The organism is Halobellus marinus (genome assembly GCF_032113415.1).
GTDB lineage: Archaea > Halobacteriota > Halobacteria > Halobacteriales > Haloferacaceae > Haloquadratum > Haloquadratum marinus.
On sequence record NZ_CP134946.1, the window covers coordinates 2,400,392 to 2,420,671 of the forward strand.

Below are 20,280 nucleotides of genomic sequence, written 5' to 3' on the forward strand. Positions count from 1 at the left end.
TTCAGTTCAGAATGAGCTGTCAATCGCATCGTGACCTCCCAGTCTTGACGAGTCCCGAGATACCAAGAGGAGAGCGAGGCCCACCAGCAGGATTGCAGACACGAACGCATATGCGAGACCCCATCCAGCCGTGTCTGCGATTGTTCCCGTCACCGTTCCGCCGAGAGAGCCAAGCAGGATGTATGCGGTTCGGAACACGCCGAATGACTCCGCACGGTCGCCTTGGTCACTCGCCGCGAGCAGTTTCGACTGCAACGGAACGTTGAATCCCATCGTCAGAGCCGCAGTCCCCGCACCGACGATCACCGCGGGACGCGTCGGTGCGACGACGAGGAAGCTGTGACTGATGACACCGATTGCGAGCGCTGCACCGACGACCACAATCGGCCGAAAGCGGTCGCTACACCAGCCAGCGATCGGATGCGTCGCGCTGACGATCAGAAAGTATAGCGAAAACACAGCGCCCGCCAGCACGGAGTCGAAGCCGTGATGGCGAATGAGAAACGTCGGCAGAAACGTAATGTTCGCCAACGCGACGAACTCGCCGATGCCCGCGACAGTCGTTATTGAGCCGATCCTTCGCAGATAGCCCACCCCGGAACGGAGCTGATCAAGCAAACCTGTGGCCGGAGCCGTCGGCTCAGTCGGCCGTGTCGGTTCCATAAAAACGGCTGCCAATCCAGCCACCGGCAGCGCGACGGCCGCTCCGAGCAGGAGTCCGATCCGCCACGAGTACCAGGCGCCGATCGTGGCTGCAACGATTGGGACGACAAGCCCCGCGGCCTGTGATCCGATGCGATGGATACCAAGCGCCCAGCCGGTTCCCTCAAACTGATCGTCGAGCGACAGAACGCCCACGTTGTAGTAGAGGCCGAGACTGCCACCCAGCAACACGACCACGACCGCGAAAATCAGGATCGACGGCGCGGCTGCGAGCAACACGCTCCCGAGAGCCCCGCACACCAGCACAAAAAGTATCAGTCGACGCCGTCCGTACCGATCCGCCAGGATCCCGCTCGGCAGTTGTGCGATCGCGTACGCCGCCCAGAGGCCTGTCATTGCGGTACCGACCGCGCCAGAGGTCGTTTCGAGTGACGTCGTTATTTCCGGAACCAACGGCGCGACTGCCAGCGGTTCGATCCGTGTCGCAAAGTACGAAAGCGTGTAGACTGCCAGTAAACCGTGGCGCTGCCGGTGGAACGAACGCATCCGTCTATCCACAACTCCTCTGGGCAGGGTACCTAATTGTTCCGCCGGGGGAGCGCCTCAGAGAAAATTTCTTATGTCTCCATTGGAAGCGCATAGATACGGACATCCGGAGCGGACGAGAGGATTCGATATGAACTACGATACGATCATCTTCGACAGCGACGGGGTGCTCGTCGAGCCGACAGACCCGGCCGTCCACCGAACTGCCGTCCGCAAAGCGTTTCTCGAATTCGGCGTGGTGGACGTCGACGCCGAGACGGTCGAGTACCTGGTCGAAATTACCGGTGACGAACGTGACAAACTCTCGGCGGCGAACGTCCGTCGCGTCTGCGAGGAGTTCGGAATCGAACCCGAACAGTTCTGGCGTCGGCGGGAGCAACTCGCTGTGGAGGCACAGGCCGAGGAAGTCGAGCGGGGCCGAAAGTGCACGTATCCCGATATCGGCGTCGTCAACATCTTGGATGCGCCAGCGAAGGACCTGACGCTCGCAGTCGTCAGCAACAATCAGGCAGGGACGGTCACGAACTCCCTCGAGGCGTTCGACCTCGCTCCACACTTCGATGCGATCTACGGGCGGGAACCGACGCTTGCCGGGCTCGATCGACGGAAGCCGAACACCTACTACGCCGAAAAGATCTTAACGGAGTTCGGCGGCGATCAGGTGCTTTTCGTGGGCGACAGCATCGTCGACATCCAGACGGCCGACCGTCTCGGGATCGACTCCGCGTTCCTCCACCGGGACCATCGGGCGTCCTACCAGCTCACGGAATCACCGAAGTACGAGATCGACGGGCTCGAAGGCCTCCTGGAGATCGTTTCCTGAAATCCGAGGGGCGAGCGACGCCTTCTGCATCTCACGTCGAACCGAGCGGTTGTCTCTCGACGACGCTCGATCGATCGACGATCGCCTCTTCGAGCGCCTCACTAGCCTCTTCGAGCGCGTTCGGGATCTCTCGCTCCAGCACGACTCCGTTCATCCGATAGGTCGGCCCGGCCACGTTCAACGCTCCGAACACGCCACCGTTCGGATTTTCGACGACTTTCGCGACGCTTCTGAGACCCTCGGCGTACTCTCCGTCGCTGATCGCGTACCCTCGTTCCCGGATCTGTTCCAGTTCTGCGAAGAACTCCGTCTCAGAAGTAAGCGTGTTTTCAGTTCGTGCAGGTAACCCCCACTGGTCGATGATCCGTTCGACTTTCCGATCGGGGTACTCCGCGAGGATCGCTTTGCCGGCGCCGGTCACGTGCATATGGTAGTAGTTACCAACCTGAGACCGACGTCGTTTCGGATCACCACCGTCTCCGCTATCGGAGTATCTGACCATCCTGTGGTACTTTCGGTACGATTTGCCGATCGTGATCACCCGGCCACGATCTTCCGTCAGGAAGTCCACTTCTTCGCCGGTCTCGTCGTTGAGTTGCGAGACGGCGTCTTCGATCGCCTGCAACGGCCACTGGCTCCTGACGTACTCCCCGAAATCGAGGAACTTCAGTCCCAGATGAAACGTTTCCCCATATCGGGTTACGAAACCGGCCCTCTGGAGTGTCCTCAGGTGCCGATGTACCGTACTCGTCGCTTTGTTCAGTTCGTCGGCGATTCCGTTCAGATCGGCGCCCTTCTCTCGACGGATGATCTGGAGGATGTCGAGCGAGGTACGGGTAGTCTTTACCGAGGCGCCCGAGGGGCCGTCTGTCATACGCAGCGGTACGTGCTTGACCCTTTTAAAAATACCCCAGAATGGAACCACTAAATACGACTACGCGTGGGACGTTTTTCCTCAACTATCGAGTCCTCGCTGTCAGGCGACTCAGGTCAGTTCTGCAGCTGATCGATTCGAAACTGTTCGACGAGCCCACCGGAAGGATCCAACCGAAACATCACATATCGAAGCATCCGTTCCGCAGAATAACTCCGTCAGTACCGTTCTTTCAGTAATTGGGACGATTGAACCGGTCTGTCGTTTTGGCTGTCGGTCTCGTGAGGACAAAAACAGGGTTAGCTTATAAATATCCCAGTTTATGGGATTACGGGTCGTTTTTATGCCCCCGATTTCTTTTTTATATAGTTCTAAGTATAGCTACCAAACGTACATTTGTTACGATGAACTGGGCTTATCGTATCACATTTTTATATGAAAAATGATACTTTATCGTATTTATCAATTCTCTTTTTAATACTCATCTATTGTAACGCGAATTTAGGCCTACTGAGGCATTATAGAGCCACAATCAAATACAGAGTATTTTAATTACTTTATAATAATATACTACGCAATTTGATAGTATCGGGTGCTACCCTCCAGGGGTCTATGTTCTTTAGGGGGGTATTTTCAGGTCACTATCGACATCGGTTGCAGTCAACGGTGGTCGCACGTCGGACGAAGCGATGATATCGCGTTCGACGAGCAATGCTTTCGTCGCGGGGGCAAACCCGTCCCGCTTGCACACCTCGAAAAGGGGTTCGATCATCCGATGATGCTGGTGTGCAGCGTCCTCGGTGGCTGTCGTCCGATAGAGTTCGGTATACACGGAGGGAACCACGTTCGCGAGCGCGTTGATTCCTCCATCGAACCCCATTCGCAAGGAGGGGAGCAAAAGCGGGTCGTACCCCTGGAAAAGCAGAAAGTCCTTCGGCGTCTGATGCTTCGCCCGAAGGCCGTAAGCGAGGTCACCACTGGAATCCTTCAGTCCGGATATCTGCTCGTGAGTGGCGAGCGAAGCGACAGTCTCGATCGGAATCGATTCACCGACACACGACGGGATATTGTACAGAATCAGTGGAAGCGGACTCCTGTCAGCGACGCTCGTGAAGAATCGTTCGAGTCCCGGTTCCCGGTTCGAGTTGTGGAAGTACGGCCCGGTGACGACGGCAGCGTTCACGCCGATGTCGGCAAGCGTTTCGATCCAGTCGACGGTCTCAGCGACGTTCGTCCCGCTGCCACCAGCAATGACCGGGGTATCCGCCCCGACGGATTCGATAGTCCGTTCGACTAACTGTCGTCGCTCTGTCCGAGTCAGACTCGCTGACTCCCCGGTCGTCCCGCACGGGAAGACGCCGCTGACGCCGCCGTCGCCGACGTGCGCGAGCAACTGCTCGAAAGAGTTCCAGTCGACATCCGTCTTTAGCTAAGAGAGAAACCGCGTGACAGCAGCGGCTTATCGAGGCTTCTTTTCGAGAGGAATGAGGAGGCGGCAAGTGTGTACCAAGACGCCTCCTCATCGAGAATTATGCGTCGGCTCACTACACTGTTTCCCTCCGAGTTCCTCGAAGAGCACGCCGAGGAACTCGGCGTGGTCGAGCGTGAGGGGAAGCTTCAGATTCCCGTTCTCGTGTGGGCGCTCGTGTTCGGCTTCGCCGCAGGCGAGAGCCGAACACTCGCCGGGTTCAGACGCTGCTACAACTCAACAGCTGATGAAACGATCTCTCCCGGTGGCTTCTATCACCGGTTGACACCAACGCTGGCGGAGTACCTCCGCGACCTCGTCGAGCATGGTCTCGACGAGGTCGCTGTTCCCGACACCGTTGACGCTGATATCGACCGATTCAGGGACGTGATGATCGCCGATGGAACGGTATTGCGGTTACACGAGTTCCTTTCTGATGAGTTCCAAGCCCGTCACGAGGAGCAGGCTGGAGCGAAGCTCCACCTGCTCCACAACGCCACCGATGAGACGATTGAACGGATCGACGTGACGGACGAGAAAACGCACGACAGCACGCTGTTCAAGACGGGATCGTGGCTACAAGAACGGCTCGTTCTGTTCGATCGAGCGTACTTCAAGTACCGCCGCTTCGCGTTGATCGATGAGAACGACGGCTACTTCGTGAGTCGGCTGAAAGAGAACGCGAATCCGCTGATAACGGAGGAATTGCGGGAATGGCGCGGGCGCGCCATTCCCTTGGAGGGTAAGCAGATCCACGATGTGGTCGATGATCTCTCGCGGAAGTACATCGACGTAGAGGTCGAAGCGGAGTTCAAGCGGGGCCAGTACGAGGGAACGCGCTCGCTGGATACGAAGCGATTCCGCGTCGTCGGCGTCCGCGACGAGGACGCCGACGACTACCACCTGTACATCACGAATCTGCCGAGAGAGGAGTTTTTCCCGGCGGATTTAGCAACGTTGTATCGGTGTCGGTGGGAGGTAGAAACGCTGTTTCGTGAACTGAAGACGCAGTACGAGTTGGACGAGTTCGACACAAGCGACCCGGATGTGGTGAAAATTCTGCTGTATGCGGCGTTGCTGTCACTGCTGGTGAGTCGTGAGCTGTTGGATCTGGTCACCGAGCAGGCCGACGACGAGATCGTGTTTCCGCCGGAACGCTGGGCGGCGACCTTCCGGTCGCACGCCCAGCTCATCCTCCACGAACTCGGAGAGTACCTTGGCTACTCGCCACCGCCGTTGCTGGAGCGGCTGATCGAGGATGCTCAGAAGATCCACCAACAACGACCGATCTTACAGGAGACGCTCGCTACCGCTACACAACCGAGGTGTGAGTCTTAGCTAAAGACGAATGGTTCCAGTCGATCTCCCCGTCGACCATCGGTGTCGCAAGCGGCGGCGAGATGCCCTCGAGTGCGCGGAGATTCGGATCCATACGTTTGTTACGAACGATACTGCACATAAAACGAGGGGAGTCAGTCGAAAAGAGCCTCCGGAGAATGTACACGCGAGGCTGCGACTCGAATCCCCGCCTGCGGCAAACAAATAGCGTTCTCATTACTCGGAATGGCGCTTCCGATATCTTATCACTACATTGATAGAGTGTGGACGGTAGACGGCGCGCTCAGCTGGCAGAGGGAATTTAATTCCGACTGGCCTTCGCAGTCAACGAAATATGCGTTCGACATCCCGACAGAACAACAAACTGTAATCTGATTTTAATCCTAACATTGTAGGTCGGAGCGTCAGGTTTCCGTAACCAATACTGATAGTATGGCCATACAGGAATCAGCAGATGGTTCCAGTCCGGACGAGGCAGAACCCACGGTCCTGTTTGTCGACGATGACCCGCAACTGACGGCCCTCTATGAGGCACAGTACAGCGCGGAGTTTACTGTCGTGACTGCCACGAGTGGCGAAACCGCACTGCAGGAATTCGGCGATCACATCGACTTCGCGTTCTTCGATCGGCGAATGCCGGATTTACGCGGAGAAGAAGTCATTCGTGAGGTTCGAAACGAGGGATATGAGACGCCAGTCGGCATTATTTCGGCCGTCGACGCCGAATCGAATCTCTCCGTCGACCCGGACGTCTATCTGACAAAACCACCGTCCGTCGAACAGGTCACAGAAACCGTGTTGGAGCACTGGTGTTGACTTACGTGAAAAAAGTGCAAACTACCCATCGGTGCAGTCGTGCCCAGACAGCCTTTTATACCGTCTCGTTGAATAGCGAAAGTAACAGTTAGTGTATTCAACAATTTCGTCCGGGGGAGGGGATGGCTGTCTCGGGAACAACTGACTGAAAAGATGTTACAAATAGTATATCTGACGCTGCTCGCGGTGACCTGTATATTGGGCGTCGGCATCGCGTATTCCGCGTGGGCTCACCGCGAGATTCTCGGGGCACGCCCGCTGGTCCTGACCTGTGTTGCCGCGGTAGTCTGGGCAGGCGGGTCATTCGGACTCGTGACCGTCTCGACACCGATAGCCGAACTGCGATGGTTGCAGATATCGTATTTCGGGATCGTTGCCTCACCGGTCGGGTTTGTCCTCCTCGCGGTCCTCTACACTGGCTACGTCGAGTCGTTTCCGACGCGTGCCGCCGCCGTTCTCGGTGGATTCGCCGGAGGGTTTCTACTCCTCGTCTGGACGAATCCGAGCCACCATCTCTACTGGGCCCGGATCGACTATTCGGCCCCCGTGCCCGCAGGACTCTCGACGACTCCGGGGCCGGGATTTCTGGCTTTCGTCGTGTTCACGTACGTACTGCTATTGTTCGGGTCGTTTCTGTTCCTCAGATACGTCGTCACCGCACCGAATCTCTACCGGCGCCAGAGTGCGATGCTGATCATCGCAGTCGCAGCGCCGTGGGCGGCGAACATTCCTCACTCCTTGCAGTTGATGACCGCTGATTTCACACCGATTTCACTCCTGGTTACGGTAAGCGCGATCTGGGTGGCGATGTTCCGCTATCGCCTCGCCGAAGTCGGCCCGGTCGCTCTCCGAACGGTGTTCGAGAACATCTCGTCGGCCGTCTGCGTGCTGGACAGACACGACAGAGTCGTGGATATCAATGGGGCCGGAATGGAACTGTTCGGCGTCTCCGAGGACGTGATCGGCGCGCGGTTTCGGGAGATCGTTCCCACGACTGCCCTCGCCGATCTCGTCGACGGAACAGGGCGAATCCAGGAGATCATCAGGATCGACGATTCCGAGTCCGAAACGCGGTACTACGAGGTGTCCGTGACACCGACGAACCCCGGCCAGGGGGGACGGGACAGTCGTGTTGTCGTCATCAACGACGTCACGACCCTCAAACTGCAGCAACGTCGACTTGCCGCCCAAAACGAGCGCCTCGATCAGTTCACCTCGGTGATTTCACACGATCTCCGGAACCCGTTGAACGTCGCCCAGGGACGGCTCGAGCTGGCTCGCGAAGAGTGTGACAGCGAGCACCTGACGGCCGCCGCGGACGCCCACGCCCGGATGGACGAACTGATCGAGGATCTCCTCGCGATGGCCCGAGGCGGACGGAGCGTCGGCGACAGGGAGGCCGTTTCAGTCGAAGAGCTTGCCACCCGTGCCTGGGCGACGATCGAATCACCCGAGGCCACCATCGAGACCGACATCGAGCGAACGATTGCGGCGGATCCTAGCCGGCTCCGACAGGCGTTCGAGAACCTCTTCCGGAACGCGATCGAACACGGCGGCGGCGACGTAACGATCACTGTCGGAGAGCTCCCTGAGGGGTTCTACGTCGAGGACGACGGCAACGGGATCCCCGAATCCCGGCTCGACCAGGTGTTCGAGGAGGGCTTCTCGACGAGCGACGAGGGAACGGGACTCGGGTTGAATATCGTGCGACAGATCGTCGAGGCCCACGAGTGGCAGATCCGGGTGAAGAACGGGTCGAGGGGTGGCGCACGGTTCGAGATAACCGACGTCGAGTTCGTCGCCGAATAGCAACCCGAGGTCGCGACGCTCGAAGACCGAAGGCCGCCGAAACTCAACCGCGCCCGAAAGTCAAAACACGCAGCCATTCCGGGAGATCGTCCGTCACGGCTGCCGTTCGTAGGTCACGAAATCGAAGGCCGCTCTCGATTCTCTGCCCGTCTCTTCCCACGCCGACTCGTTCCACTCCGGAAACTCGGTGTCACCCTCGTATGATTCGTGGAGTTCGGTGAGTATCAGCCGGTCTGCATACGGGAGAAACTGCTCGTAGACGCGACCGCCGCCTGCGACGTACGCCGTGTCGACGCCGCGGTCCTCGGCGTCGGCAGCGGCGGCCTCGATGGCCTCTTCGACGGAATTTGCCAGTACCGCACCCGCCGGGAGATCGAGTGACTGCGAGGAGAGCACGACTGTCGTCCGCTCCGGAAACGGCTCGCCGAGCGCCGCGACGACGGCCTCGTAGGTCTTCCGTCCGACGATCACCGGATGCCCGGTCGTGGTCCGCTTGAAAAAGCGGAGGTCCTCGCCGTAGTGCCACGGCATCTCGCCGTCGCGGCCGATGATTCCGTTGTTCGCGACGGCGGCGATCAGGACGATCTCGACGTCGGCGGTCATTCGGCCACCGCAAAGCGAATCCCCGGCGCGGGGTCGTACCCCGAGAGTTCGACGTCCGCGAACGTGAGGTCGTCGAGTGGGACGTCCGCGACGTCGATCGTCGGCCGCTCCCGCGGCTCCCGGGAACACTGTTCGAGCAGCCCGGGGATGTGATCATATCGCTCCTTGTCCTCCGGCTCCGGCGGCGCCGTCTCATCGAGCCACTTCTTGACGTCGCGGTAGTCGCTCCGATCCTCTATCGCCGCCAGCCGCGACTGCAGCGCGTCCAGATTGTCCGCGTACCACTCACCGCGCTCGCCGGACCCACAATAGACGTGTGCGTCGACGACGGAGTGGGCGAAGGTTCCCGGGTCGAATCCCGTCCGCTGAGCGATTGCGATTGCAAGCAGCGCGTACGCGGCAATGTTGAACGGGATTCCCAGAGCGACGTCTCCGGAGCGCTGATGCAGGTGAACGTTGAGTTCGTCGCCCTGGACGTTGAGAACGAACGTGTAGTGACACGGCGGGAGCGTCGAGACGGCGGCGTTGGCGGGGTGCCAGGCGTTGACGACGATCCGCCGGGAGTTGGGGTTCTCGCGCAGTTGATCCAGGGCGTATGCGATCTGGTCGAACGTCCCTTCGTCGTTGATCCAGCGGTGATCGTCGTCGGGCCAGGACTCGCCCGGCAATCCCTCCTCCGGAACCGGAAACCGACGCCAGAAACGGCCGTAGGCGGTGTCGAGGTTGCCTTCGTGATCGGCCCAGGCGTCCCAGATGCCGGTCTCCTCACGGAGGTTGCGGATGTGTTCCTCGCCCGAGAGATACCAGACGAACTCGTGGATCAGCGAGTTCCACCGGCTCCCGGAGAGGTCCTTCGTCGTGAGGAGCGGATAGCCCTCCGAGAGATCCACCCGGTAGTGGCGGCTGAACGCCGAGATCGTATCGACGCCCGTGCGGTTCGGCTTGTAGCCCCCGTTTGCGAGCACGTCGTGAACGAGATCGAGATACTGACGCATCGTGTCTTGATCGTCACTCCGCGGCCCGGAATCTTGATTGTTCGTATCCGGAAGGTGAGACATCCGGGCGCGTTCGATCCAGCGGCGATATCCCGCTGTGACGGGTGGGATCGGAAAGAGGGAAGTCGGCCCGTCCGCTATCAACGCCCGTGATTCACAATCTCGCACGCGACGTCCAGGCGTTCACCGCCAACGTCTTTCTGGCCACCGGCGACACGACCGCACTGATCGACGCGGGCGCGAACTTCGACGTCGTCGCGCGGATCAGAGACCACGTCGACTCCCTGGATCGCCTCTATCTGACCCACACCCACCCGGACCACGTCGAGAAGGTGCCGGCCGTGAAGGAGGCGTTCGACGTCGAGACGTGGGGATTCGACCCAGGCAGCGAGTACGTTGACAACGCTGTCGCCGACGGCGAGATCGTCCCGATCGGCGACGACGACTACGAGGCGCTGCACACCCCGGGCCACAAGCCGGACCACCTCTGTTTCTACGCCCGTTCGACGGGCGTCTGTTTCGCGGGTGATCTCGTCTTCGCCAACGGATCGTTCGGTCGTACCGATCTCGAAGGCGGCGACCGGGAGACCCTCATCGAGAGTATCGACAGGCTCCGGGACACGGTCGACGACGAACTGACCGCGCTGTATGTCGGTCACGGGCCGACCATCACGGAGCGCCCCGGCGACGATCTGGAACTCGCAGCAAGAGCGGCGCGAACCCGCTGATCAGGCGTCGTTTCGGCGCCCCGTTATCCGTCGAAGACCTCCGTCCGAGTCTCGTCGGCGTCTTCGGGGATCTCGTCGACCTCGTCGGCATCCTCCGCGAGGCCGAAGTATCCGGGTTCGTCGCCGACGGGATCGTTGATCACCAGCGTGTCGGCGTGTTGTATCAACCAGGGAATCGTCCACGCGACGACGCGGTCCTCGGTGTCGGCGTCGAGTTCCGTTGCTGGATCGAGGCCCTGAAGCAGGCGTGCGATCTCTGGGACGGTGTACATCAACTCCGGATCGAGGATCTCCGTTGGCTCGTACAGGCGGTACGGGTAGAGCGTCTCGAAGTCGTCTTTCGGCTTCGGCATACTGCACCGTTGTCGGCGGACGATAAAAGTCCCGCCGAGTGAAGTACCTCGGGGACAAGCCCCGAGGCTTCACCGTTTTGTCTGTGTCGTCCAGAAACGGACGGACAGACGCAGGCGAATTTAATTCCCCTCGGCCTCCCCGAAACGGGTCGGTTGAAATTAACACCCGAACGCCCGGTGCGTCCGTGAGGGTCAGCGACTCCACCTCGCCCGACAACACCCGTCGCACCACGCCTTCGGCGTGGGTTTTGAGAGGTGTCGCATTTCTCTGCAACTGCGCGCAGTTGCTTCGGATTAAGGTCCTTAACCCACGTCGCAACTGTGCTATAAGATACGGTGGCTTATGTCATAATCGTGTCTGTTTCATCCTCGGGGTCAAGCCCCGAGGCACTCACCTTGTCCCGCCGGTAGATCTGCCCGCGGGCCGCCGGCCGGCAATCGGCCAGTCAGTATATGTGCCCTCCGTCCTTCCATCGGGTATGCGAACTGTGGACGCCGCCGGCCTGAAGATCGGCGACGAACACCCACCACGTATTATGGGCGTGCTGAACGTCTCGAAGGAATCACCGTACGATCCGAGCGTCTTCGACGATCCCGGCGACGCCGCCGAATACGTCGACCGGGAACTGATCGACGAGGGGGCCGACATCGTCGACATCGGCCTCGAATCCGCGAACAAGCGATTCGAGGTGCTCTCGGCCGAGCAGGAACTCGACCGCCTTGACACCGCCGTCGAAACGCTCGAAAGCGTCTCCGGCGACGCAATCTTCTCGATCGAGACACGCTACCACGAAGTCGCCGACGCGGCGCTCTCACAGGGCTTCGATATGGTCAACGACATCTGCGGCTTCGCGGATCCGGAGATGCCGCGAGTCTGTTCTGCGCACGACGTCGCGGTCGCGAAGATGGCGTCGCCGCCCGATCTCACCCGACCGGGGGCGATCGAGGACGTCGACGACATCTACGAGGCGCTCGGCCTGAACGGGTTCACCGACAAGACCATCGTCGACCCGGCGTTCGGCGGCTGGTCCGAGGCAAAGACCCTCGACGACGACCGAGAGACCTTCCGGCGACTTCGGGAGTTCCGGGGCCTCGGCTACCCGATTCTGGTGTCGATCAACCGGAAGAACTTCCTCCGGTCGGTCGCCGGCCGGTCGACCGAGGAGGCGCTTCCGGTGTCGCTCGCGGCGACGTCGATGGCGGTCGAACGAGGGGCTCACATCATCCGGACGCACGACGTGGCCGAGACGCGCGATGCGGCACTCATCGGCAAGGAATTCGCCCGCGATCGGCTCCGGGATCACCGGACGGGCGACGTCGGTATCGAGGAACTGGACGTGACGACGACGCGGGAGGCCGAACGCCATCTCGAACGCATTGGCGGAAGTTCCGAATCGGCTGGTGGCGAGAGCGATCCACGGGCCGCATCAGCGACGGCCGTCGTTCGCGTGTTCGAGCTGACGGGGCTGTCCGACGGGGACGTCGGCGTTCTGTCCACGGCGGCCGCAGAGGTTGGCGTGACGGTCGTTTCGGCGGGTTCGGAAGCCCCGAATCAGTCCGTCCTGGCCGACGGGAACGGGAATTTCTCGGCAACCGATTCGACCGGTCGAACGGCTGTGGTCTTCGGGACACCGCGTGCCTTCACCGCACTCGACGACGCAGTCGACGATCAGTCGGCCGCGCTCGCAGACGCACTGCGGCGGATCTCCGCGTCGCTCGCGTGACCCGGTCTGTCGGTGTAGGGGTGCGTCAGACGCGCACAGACACGAGAAAACTTATGCCGGATCGTTTAAAATGGGCCGACTGGACGCCGGAAGGGCACGCGGGTAGGGGTACTTGGTGCCATTCCGGCCCGCACCGTAACACCCGTGAGCCGTAGCTATGCGATTCGAAACCTGGGAACCGATCTACGAGTCGATCCTCCGTGACTTCGGCTACCCGCGGACGGGAGACGAACGCGCCCGCGACGTACTCGCTGCGTCGGCGACGCCGTTCGATCTGGAGCGCCTCGACTGCACGGGCGAGACGGTCGCAGTCGTGGGAGCGGGTCCTTCGCTCCCAAGGGAAGTCGACCGCGTAGCCGACGCCGACCGAATCTTCGCTGCCTCGACGGCGGCCGATACAGTCGCTGATGCCGGCTACGACGTGGATCTGTTCGTCACGGACCTCGACAAGAATCCGGAGACGGCGCGCGATCTGACGGGGGCGGGGACGCCGGTCGCGGCCCACGCTCACGGCGATAACATCCCGTTGCTTGAGACGTGGCTGCCACGACTCGACCAGGCGCACGTCCTCGCGACGACGCAGGCCGAGCCTGTCGGTGCCGTCTACAATTTCGGAGGCTTCACCGACGGGGACAGGGCGGCGTTCCTGGCCGACGAGTTCGACGCCGCGGAACTCCAGTTCGTGGGCTGGGACTTCGAGGACCCATCGGTATCGGCGGCGAAAGCGAAAAAGCTCCGCTGGGCGGAACGGTTACTGGAGCTGCTGGAACGGCGTCGCGACGAACGGTTCGCGGTGCTCGACGGTCGCCGCGACGAAATCGAGCCGATCAGCGACTGATCCGCCGGGCCGATCGGTGACGTTCCCGTCGCGACGCCATTGTTCCCGGAAAGCTGCCGTTACGTTGACGGCGAGGGCGCCCTTCCTGCCGGTATGCAGATTCACTGGCACCGGCAGGACCTCCGGGCGGCGGACAACCGCGCGCTGGCATCCGCCGCCGCGGCAGCAGCCGGGAACACCGAGTCCCCTGGCGACGCAGACGGAGCAGCCCCGAGAGGGACGGTTATCCCGGTGTTCGTTTTCGACGACGACGTCCTCGAACACGCCGGCAACCCCCGCGTTCGATATATGCTGGATTCGCTCTCGGCGCTCCGTTCGTGGTACCGCGAGCGCGGCTCGGATCTCGTGGTTGCATCGGGCGATCCGGCGGAGGTGCTGCCGGAGTTGGCGGCGACCTACGACGCGGAGCGGGTGGTCTGGAACAGAGACTACTCCGGACTCGCCCGCGAGCGCGACGCGGCCGTCAGGCGGGCACTCAACGAGCACGACGTCGAGCGCGAGTCGTTCCACGACGATATCATCCACCCGCCAGGATCGATCACGACCAACGACGGCGACCCCTACTCGGTGTTTACCTACTTCGGCCGGAAGTGGCAGGCGCGGGAGAAGCCGGATCCGGTTTCGCCCCCGCGAGCGGAGACGCTCGCGGACGTCTCGGGCGACGATCTCCCGACGATCGAAGAACTGGGGTTCGAGGACCCCGACGCCGACGTTCCGGAGGCGGGCACCGAACCCGCCCGGGAGCGCCTGGAGGCCTTCTGTGCGGACGGCATCTACCGGTACGAGGAGGACCGTGATTATCCGACCCGCGACGCGGTTTCCCGGCTCTCCGTGGATCTGAAATTCGGAACGATCGGCGTCCGTGAGGTGTACGCGGCGACCGAGTCGGCACGGGAGCGGATCGTGGATGTGGAGACAAATGGTGACGCGGATCCCGACGACGAGCGGATCGACTCGATCGAGGAGTTTCAGTCACAGCTCGCGTGGCGGGAGTTCTACACGCACGTCCTGTTTTTCAACCCGAATGTGGTGACAGGGAACTACCGCGAGTACGAACACGACATCGAGTGGCGCAACGATCCCGAGGAGTTGCAGGCCTGGAAGGACGGCGAGACCGGGTATCCGATCGTCGACGCCGGGATGCGGCAGTTGAAATCGGAAGCGTATATGCACAACCGCGTCCGGATGATCGTGGCGTCGTTTCTCACGAAGGACCTACTCATCGACTGGCGCGAGGGCTACGCCCACTTCCGGGAGTATCTGGCGGATCACGACACCGCAAACGACAACGGCGGCTGGCAGTGGGCAGCCTCGACGGGGACCGACGCTCAACCGTACTTCCGCGTCTTCAACCCGATGACACAGGGCGAACGATACGACTCCGACGCCGAGTACATCAAAACCCACGTGCCCGAACTGCGCGACGCCGAAGCGGATCTGATCCACGAGTGGGACGATCTGACGCCGACGCAACGCCACGGTGTCGCGCCGGACTACCCGGCACCGATCGTCGACCACAGCGAACGGCGTGAAGCGGCGCTTTCGATGTTCGAGGCGGCCCGCGGCGACGATTGACGCTTTTATTTCATTTCTCGACTGCGTTTGCCTCGAGCGTCGACAGCGACACGCGCTCCAGTACGGCCTCGTTGGTCGCCGCCAACACGACCGGCGGCGCGCAGTCGGCCTCGTGGGCTTCCAGCCAGCGCGGGAGGCAGAGACACCAGCGATCGCCCGCCGACAATCCGGGGAAACCGAACTCCGGCCGCGGGGTGATCAGATCGTTTCCCTGGCGCTTGCTGTACTGCAGGAACTCGTCTGTGAGTTCCGCACACACCTCGTGGCGCCCCGGATCCCGAGGGAGGTGCCGGCAGTGGCCGTCCCTGAGATAGCCGGTCTCGGGATCGCGACTGCAGGGTTCCAGCGGGTCGCCACGGACGTTCCGTTCGTCGGTCCCGGGGGTGCCATTGCTCATCCGTGCCATACTGGCTCCAGGGCCGGACTCGGCAAAACTCTGGTCCTGCCGTGACGGAACCGGAAGTAGTCTCACCGCCGCAGCTGTGTAAACATGTTAGCACACCTCTCTTAACGTTTAACAGGAATCCGCCCGTGGTAGGAGATGGTGGTACAATTATGAGCTACGAACTCGATCCCCTCCCGTACGATTACGACGCCTTAGAACCGCACATCTCCGAACAGGTCCTGACGTGGCATCACGACACGCACCATCAGGGCTACGTCAACGGCTGGAACGCCGCCGAGGAGACGCTCGCCGAGAACCGCGAGGCCGGGGACTTCTCGTCGTCGGCGGGTGCGATTCGGAACGTCACCCACAACGGCAGCGGACACATCCTGCACGACCTGTTCTGGCAGAGTATGTCGCCGGCGGGCGGCGACGAGCCCACCGGGGCGCTCGCCGACCGCATCGAAGAGGACTTCGGCTCCTACGAGGCCTGGAAGGGCGAGTTCGAGGCCGCAGCATCCAGCGCAAGTGGCTGGGCGCTTCTGGTGTACGACTCCTTTTCGAACCAGCTGCGCAACGTAGTCGTCGACAACCACGACGAAGGCGCACTCTGGGGCAGTCACCCGGTGCTCGCGCTGGACGTCTGGGAGCACTCCTACTACCACGACTACGGTCCGGCCCGCGGCGACTTCATCGACAACTTCTTCGAGGTCGTCGACTGGGAGGAGCCCAGCGCCCGCTACGAGCAGGCCGTCGAACTCTTCGAGTAACGCGACGAGTCGCTGTCGCACACCCCGATATTTTTTGGCGCCGATCAATCCAATAGCTCCGCTCACCGAGCGAGACTACAGGCATCGCGGCAGCCACATCGAACTGTGAGGATCTAACACTGAAATCGGGATCTGAGTCTTGCGTAGCCTTTTGCGGGTCCGCATCCCTATCCGACGTATGTCGATCCGAATTGGTCGGACACTGGCTGACGGTTTCAGTCGCATAGTGAGCCGAACCGGTCTGCTGCTCTTCGCCGGTCTGCTGGCGATCCAGTTTCTCACTCAGGTCTCGATCAACACCGCCCTTCTCGGATTCTTTCCGCCGGAGGCAACGAGCCAGTTGGAAGGGATGATCGGGCTGACGCTTCCGATCCCCGGAACCGCCGGTGCACTGTTGTTCGTACTCACGACCCTCCTCAGTTCCGCGTTCTTTGTGGTCGTCTCGCGCGCGCTCGCTCGCCCGACGACCGAACTCGCGACGCTACCGCGCGAGCTATACACGCGGCGGGTCGGCCGCGCATCGGTCTCGATGATCGGCGGCGGCTTCGTCGTCGGGCTCGCGGTCTCCGTCGGGCTCGTGTTCTTCGTCCTCCCGGGGCTGTTCCTGGGCGCCTGTTTCCTGTTTTTCATCTTCGCCGTCGGCGTCGAGGACCGCCGGGCGATTCCGGCGCTGAAGCGGAGTTGGAGCCTCTCGCGGGGACACCGGATCAAACTCGGGGTCATCGTGCTGCTGTCGGGCGTCATCGGAGGCGTGGTGGGAGCCGTGGGAGCGGTGTTCGAGCTGGCTGCTTCGCCAGCCGTTTCGGAAATCGCCACCAACACTATCAGCAGTGCGCTGTTCGTCGTGCTCTACGGGATTATGGCGGAGGCCTACCTTCAGGTTCGTGATGGAGGTGTCGGTCCATCCGGCCGCTCTGGAACGGCGACCGAGGGCCACCACACGACTGATCAATACTGAAGGCCTCAATATCGGAGAAATCGGTGACAAACCCGCACTGCCGTCGCAAATGACGACGAAACCGACGGTCGTGGTAGCGTTACCCTCGGAAGCGTTATACCGGAACCGGGCGTACGTTTGTTTGCAATGGCAAACGGTAAGGTTGATTTCTTCAACGACACTGGCGGCTACGGTTTCATTTCGACTGACGACTCGGACGATGACGTTTTCTTCCACATGGAGGACGTTGGCGGACCGGATCTCGAAGAAGGACAGGACATCGATTTCGACATCGAGCAGGCCCCCAAGGGCCCGCGCGCGACGAACGTCGTCCGTAACTAACACCGGCTTCCGTCGCCGGAAGGCGACAGCAGACGGCACCACTTTTCCAGACGCTACGTCGACAGTGATCACAGCGAACAGTTGCGTCGACATCGAGGACGGTAGTTCGCTGGCTGGCCTGCACCGAGAGCGCGGAGTCGAAACGCTCAGTGTACTGCGTGCGCTCTCCCCGATGTGACCGCCGAGAACGGATCGGACGAGGGAACGACTCACGGCTCCGGCGCCAGTACTGCGACCGACAGCACTGGCGTGTTCGTCGCAGACACGAAGGCCAAGCGCGACGACGCTTTCGCAGTCCGACAGCGGGTGTTCGTCGCCGAGCAGGGCGTCGACGAATCGATCGAGTACGACGAATACGACGATCCTGACGCCCCGGCCACGCACTTCGTCGCGTACGACGGTGGGAATGTCGTGGGTGCAGCCCGGATCCGACCGGTGGCCGGGAAGGGAGACGCCCCGTCGACGTCCGACGATCCGAAAACCGCCAAGGTCGAACGGGTCGCCGTCGCGGCGGACAGTCGCGGCGAGGGTTGGGGGCGGCAAATAATGGAATCTGTCGAATCGTGGGGCCGTGAGGCGGGATACACACGGTTCGTTCTCAACGCGCAGACACACGTCCGGGAGTTCTACGAGCGCCTCGGCTACGAAGCGTACGGCGAGGAGTTCGAGGAGGCTGGGATTCCGCACATCGCGATGGACAAGTCCCTTCGAGACGAAACATCCTGAACGGGAGTTGCTGCCAGGTAGTCCGAAGACGTGGTCGGCTGAGAGTTTATAAGCGGAGACGCGAGCAAGGTCGGTGTGACCTGACGACTGCCCCGCGTCGTGTCGCGGTTGTTCGGCACGCCGACGTGGGGAATCGGGGACTCGCCCGACTGCTGCCGTGCCGACTGCTCGCCCCCCATCAGAATGGTTACCCTCGTCTCTCCCCGCCGAGCGCCGTCAACGGGATGGCGCTCGGCGAAAAAACGTGAGAGTACTCAGTATCAGAGCCGCTTCGAGACGTACGGCCCGTCCTGGTGATACCCGAGTTTCTTCCGGTAGTACTCGCGGACGCCGATCCCCGAGATGATCGCGAGATTCCGGTAGCCCGCGTCGGCGGCGATCTCCTCGGCGCGGCGGATCAGTCGCCGGCCGTACCCCTTGTGCTGCCACTCCCCTTCGCCGGTACCGATCCCGGCCTCGCTGCCGTAAACGTGTAGCTCGCGGACGATCGCGGCGTCTTCGAGTTCCCGCCTGACGGGATCGTTCGGGAAGCGGAGCCGGCAGAACCCGACCAGCAGGTCCTCGATCGGATCCTCGAACGCGAGGAAGTGTTCGGTCCCGCCGGCGACGTCGTAGGTCGTGACGTTCAATTCCACCCGTTCGGGATCGGGGTCGACCTCGTTCATCCCGGCTTCGCGGGCACGGATGTCGCGGGACTCGATCCCCTTCTCTTCGGCGCGCTGGGCGGCCAGCTGTCTGAGGTTCGACTTCCAGACCCCGGCGTCGATGAAGTCCGCGGGGATGTCCCGCTGGACGCGCTGCAGACGCGTGTACTCGGGGATCATTCCCATCACCTCGGCGACGATCTCCGCTGCCTCCTCGTTGCCGAGTGGCTCGAACTCGTCGCGGCGCCACTGGTCGTACACCCGTGTCCCGCGAACGACCAGCGTCGGGTAGATCTTCAGGTAGTCCGGGCGGTACTCCTCCCGCTCGAACAGCTGCCGGAAGTCTTCGAGAATCATCTCCTTCGTCATTCCCGGCTGTCCCGGCATCATATGGAAGCCGACCTTGAATCCCGAGTCCCGAAGCCGCCGGTTAGCCTCGATCGAGGCGTCGACGCCGTGGCCGCGGTGCATCTCGCGGTTGATGCGTTCATAGGTCGTCTGGACGCCGACTTCGACCTTCGTCGCGCCGAGGTCCAGCATTCGATCGATCTGTTCGGGATCACACCAGTCCGGCTTGGTCTCGAACGTCGTCCCGACGTTCCGGATGTCGGCCGTCTCGTTTTCGGCGATTACGTCCTCCAGATACCTAAATTCGGTATTCTCGGGGTCTGGCTTGAACGACTCGCCCTCCGCGGGATCCGGCTGGGAGTCGAGATCGTAGTCGTTCAGTGCCTGGAGAGCGCGCTTGACGAACCACTCCTGATAGTCGTGGCTCCGCGCCGTCATCGTCCCGCCCATCAGGATGAGTTCGACCTTGTCGACGGGGTGGCCGATATGTCTGAGTTGTTCGAGCCGGAGCGTCACCTGGCCGTACGGATCGTAATCGTTCTGCTCGCCGCGGGCGGCCGCAGGTTCGTGGCCGGTGTACGACTGCGCGGAGTCGAACTCCGAAGCCGGGCCACCCGGGCAGTAGAGACACTTCCCGTGCGGGCACATATGCGGCGAGGTCATAATGGCCACCGGCGAGACGCCGGAGGCTGTCCGCACGGGCTTCCGCTGGACGACTTTCTTCACTTCTTCGCGGCGACTGTCGGGCGCGTGCTGGAGGATCGCCGTGTTCTTCGGAACCTTCGGCGAGGAGTGCGTCGAACACGCGTCGAGTTTCGCTGACTCCAGACTTTCGCGGTCGACGTCGCCGTCGAGGATCCGCTCGACGAGATCCTCGCAGGTGCGGCGGAACGCGTCCGTCTCCGTGGGGTCCGGTTCCGCATCCGGGTCAGTATCCGCGTCAGTGCTCACTGGCGGCTCACCTCCGTATAGCCC

General features: G+C 61.7%; 20 protein-coding genes. 12 read left to right on the plus strand and 8 right to left on the minus strand.

Annotation, left to right across the window (positions count from 1 at the left end):
• Positions 1–6: 6 nt before the first annotated feature.
• On the minus strand, positions 7–1,209 hold the full coding sequence (locus RJT37_RS11970; protein WP_313684728.1) for an MFS transporter: 1,203 nt from the start codon (positions 1,207–1,209) through the stop codon (positions 7–9).
• Positions 1,210–1,339: 130 nt separating this feature from the next.
• Here RJT37_RS11970 and RJT37_RS11975 point away from each other — a divergent pair, with 130 nt between their 5' ends.
• The gene (locus RJT37_RS11975; RefSeq protein WP_313684730.1) at positions 1,340–2,032 is read left to right on the plus strand and encodes an HAD family hydrolase; all 693 of its coding nucleotides are present in this window, start codon (positions 1,340–1,342) and stop codon (positions 2,030–2,032) included.
• A 31-nt stretch (positions 2,033–2,063) separates the two neighbouring features.
• Here RJT37_RS11975 and RJT37_RS11980 read toward each other — a convergent pair whose 3' ends face one another.
• Complete coding sequence (locus RJT37_RS11980) at positions 2,064–2,906, minus strand: IclR family transcriptional regulator (protein WP_313684732.1); 843 nt, start codon at positions 2,904–2,906, stop codon at positions 2,064–2,066.
• A 619-nt stretch (positions 2,907–3,525) separates the two neighbouring features.
• Positions 3,526–4,299 (minus strand): dihydrodipicolinate synthase family protein, encoded by a 774-nt coding sequence (locus RJT37_RS11985; protein WP_313684733.1) that lies wholly within the window; start codon positions 4,297–4,299, stop codon positions 3,526–3,528.
• Between the two features lie 138 nt (positions 4,300–4,437).
• Here RJT37_RS11985 and RJT37_RS11990 point away from each other — a divergent pair, with 138 nt between their 5' ends.
• The 3 genes from RJT37_RS11990 (at position 4,438) to RJT37_RS12000 (ending at position 8,337) form a co-directional block, all read left to right on the plus strand.
• Positions 4,438–5,712 (plus strand): IS4-like element ISH8C family transposase, encoded by a 1,275-nt coding sequence (locus RJT37_RS11990; protein ID WP_313689887.1) that lies wholly within the window; start codon positions 4,438–4,440, stop codon positions 5,710–5,712.
• 432 nt (positions 5,713–6,144) lie between these two features.
• Positions 6,145–6,528, plus strand: coding sequence for a response regulator transcription factor (locus RJT37_RS11995; protein WP_313684734.1), 384 nt, complete (start codon positions 6,145–6,147; stop codon positions 6,526–6,528).
• Between the two features lie 153 nt (positions 6,529–6,681).
• Entirely contained in the window at positions 6,682–8,337 is a 1,656-nt protein-coding gene (locus tag RJT37_RS12000) for a histidine kinase N-terminal 7TM domain-containing protein (RefSeq protein WP_313684736.1), read from the plus strand.
• Positions 8,338–8,430: 93 nt separating this feature from the next.
• On the opposite strand, the gene RJT37_RS12005 is transcribed toward RJT37_RS12000, so the two are convergent.
• Entirely contained in the window at positions 8,431–8,940 is a 510-nt protein-coding gene (locus tag RJT37_RS12005; RefSeq protein ID WP_313684738.1) for a dihydrofolate reductase, read from the minus strand.
• A complete protein-coding gene (gene thyA / locus RJT37_RS12010; RefSeq protein WP_313684740.1) occupies positions 8,937–9,935 on the minus strand; it encodes a thymidylate synthase in 999 nt (332 codons plus the stop codon). Before thyA ends, RJT37_RS12005 begins: the two co-directional genes overlap by 4 nt.
• Positions 9,936–10,084: 149 nt before the next feature.
• On the opposite strand from thyA, the gene RJT37_RS12015 reads away from it, so the two are divergent.
• The gene (locus RJT37_RS12015; RefSeq protein ID WP_313684741.1) at positions 10,085–10,663 is read left to right on the plus strand and encodes an MBL fold metallo-hydrolase; all 579 of its coding nucleotides are present in this window, start codon (positions 10,085–10,087) and stop codon (positions 10,661–10,663) included.
• A 23-nt stretch (positions 10,664–10,686) separates the two neighbouring features.
• Here RJT37_RS12015 and RJT37_RS12020 read toward each other — a convergent pair whose 3' ends face one another.
• Positions 10,687–11,016: a DUF5827 family protein gene (locus RJT37_RS12020; RefSeq protein ID WP_313684742.1), complete on the minus strand. Its 330-nt coding sequence runs from the start codon at positions 11,014–11,016 to the stop codon at positions 10,687–10,689.
• A gap of 479 nt (positions 11,017–11,495) precedes the next feature.
• Between RJT37_RS12020 and folP the strand changes: the two genes are divergently transcribed.
• The 3 genes from folP to RJT37_RS12035 all read left to right on the plus strand — a co-directional run bounded on the left by folP (position 11,496) and on the right by RJT37_RS12035 (position 15,153).
• Entirely contained in the window at positions 11,496–12,740 is a 1,245-nt protein-coding gene (gene folP, locus RJT37_RS12025) for a dihydropteroate synthase (protein WP_313684743.1), read from the plus strand.
• A 157-nt stretch (positions 12,741–12,897) separates the two neighbouring features.
• Positions 12,898–13,578 (plus strand): 6-hydroxymethylpterin diphosphokinase MptE-like protein, encoded by a 681-nt coding sequence (locus RJT37_RS12030; RefSeq protein ID WP_313684745.1) that lies wholly within the window; start codon positions 12,898–12,900, stop codon positions 13,576–13,578.
• A gap of 93 nt (positions 13,579–13,671) precedes the next feature.
• Positions 13,672–15,153, plus strand: coding sequence for a cryptochrome/photolyase family protein (locus RJT37_RS12035; protein ID WP_313684747.1), 1,482 nt, complete (start codon positions 13,672–13,674; stop codon positions 15,151–15,153).
• 10 nt (positions 15,154–15,163) lie between these two features.
• Here RJT37_RS12035 and RJT37_RS12040 read toward each other — a convergent pair whose 3' ends face one another.
• The gene (locus RJT37_RS12040) at positions 15,164–15,550 is read right to left on the minus strand and encodes a DUF2237 family protein (RefSeq protein WP_390209034.1); all 387 of its coding nucleotides are present in this window, start codon (positions 15,548–15,550) and stop codon (positions 15,164–15,166) included.
• 158 nt (positions 15,551–15,708) lie between these two features.
• Here RJT37_RS12040 and sod point away from each other — a divergent pair, with 158 nt between their 5' ends.
• The 4 genes from sod (at position 15,709) to RJT37_RS12060 (ending at position 18,313) form a co-directional block, all read left to right on the plus strand.
• On the plus strand, positions 15,709–16,308 hold the full coding sequence (sod, locus tag RJT37_RS12045) for a superoxide dismutase (protein WP_313684751.1): 600 nt from the start codon (positions 15,709–15,711) through the stop codon (positions 16,306–16,308).
• A 226-nt stretch (positions 16,309–16,534) separates the two neighbouring features.
• Complete coding sequence (locus RJT37_RS12050; RefSeq protein ID WP_313684753.1) at positions 16,535–17,266, plus strand: DUF7847 domain-containing protein; 732 nt, start codon at positions 16,535–16,537, stop codon at positions 17,264–17,266.
• A gap of 126 nt (positions 17,267–17,392) precedes the next feature.
• Positions 17,393–17,587: a cold-shock protein gene (locus tag RJT37_RS12055; RefSeq protein WP_311172251.1), complete on the plus strand. Its 195-nt coding sequence runs from the start codon at positions 17,393–17,395 to the stop codon at positions 17,585–17,587.
• Between the two features lie 174 nt (positions 17,588–17,761).
• Positions 17,762–18,313: a GNAT family N-acetyltransferase gene (locus tag RJT37_RS12060; RefSeq protein WP_390209029.1), complete on the plus strand. Its 552-nt coding sequence runs from the start codon at positions 17,762–17,764 to the stop codon at positions 18,311–18,313.
• A gap of 260 nt (positions 18,314–18,573) precedes the next feature.
• Here the strand turns inward: RJT37_RS12060 and RJT37_RS12065 are convergent, their stop codons facing one another.
• Complete coding sequence (locus tag RJT37_RS12065; RefSeq protein ID WP_313684756.1) at positions 18,574–20,256, minus strand: tRNA uridine(34) 5-carboxymethylaminomethyl modification radical SAM/GNAT enzyme Elp3; 1,683 nt, start codon at positions 20,254–20,256, stop codon at positions 18,574–18,576.
• Positions 20,257–20,280: the final 24 nt, after the last annotated feature.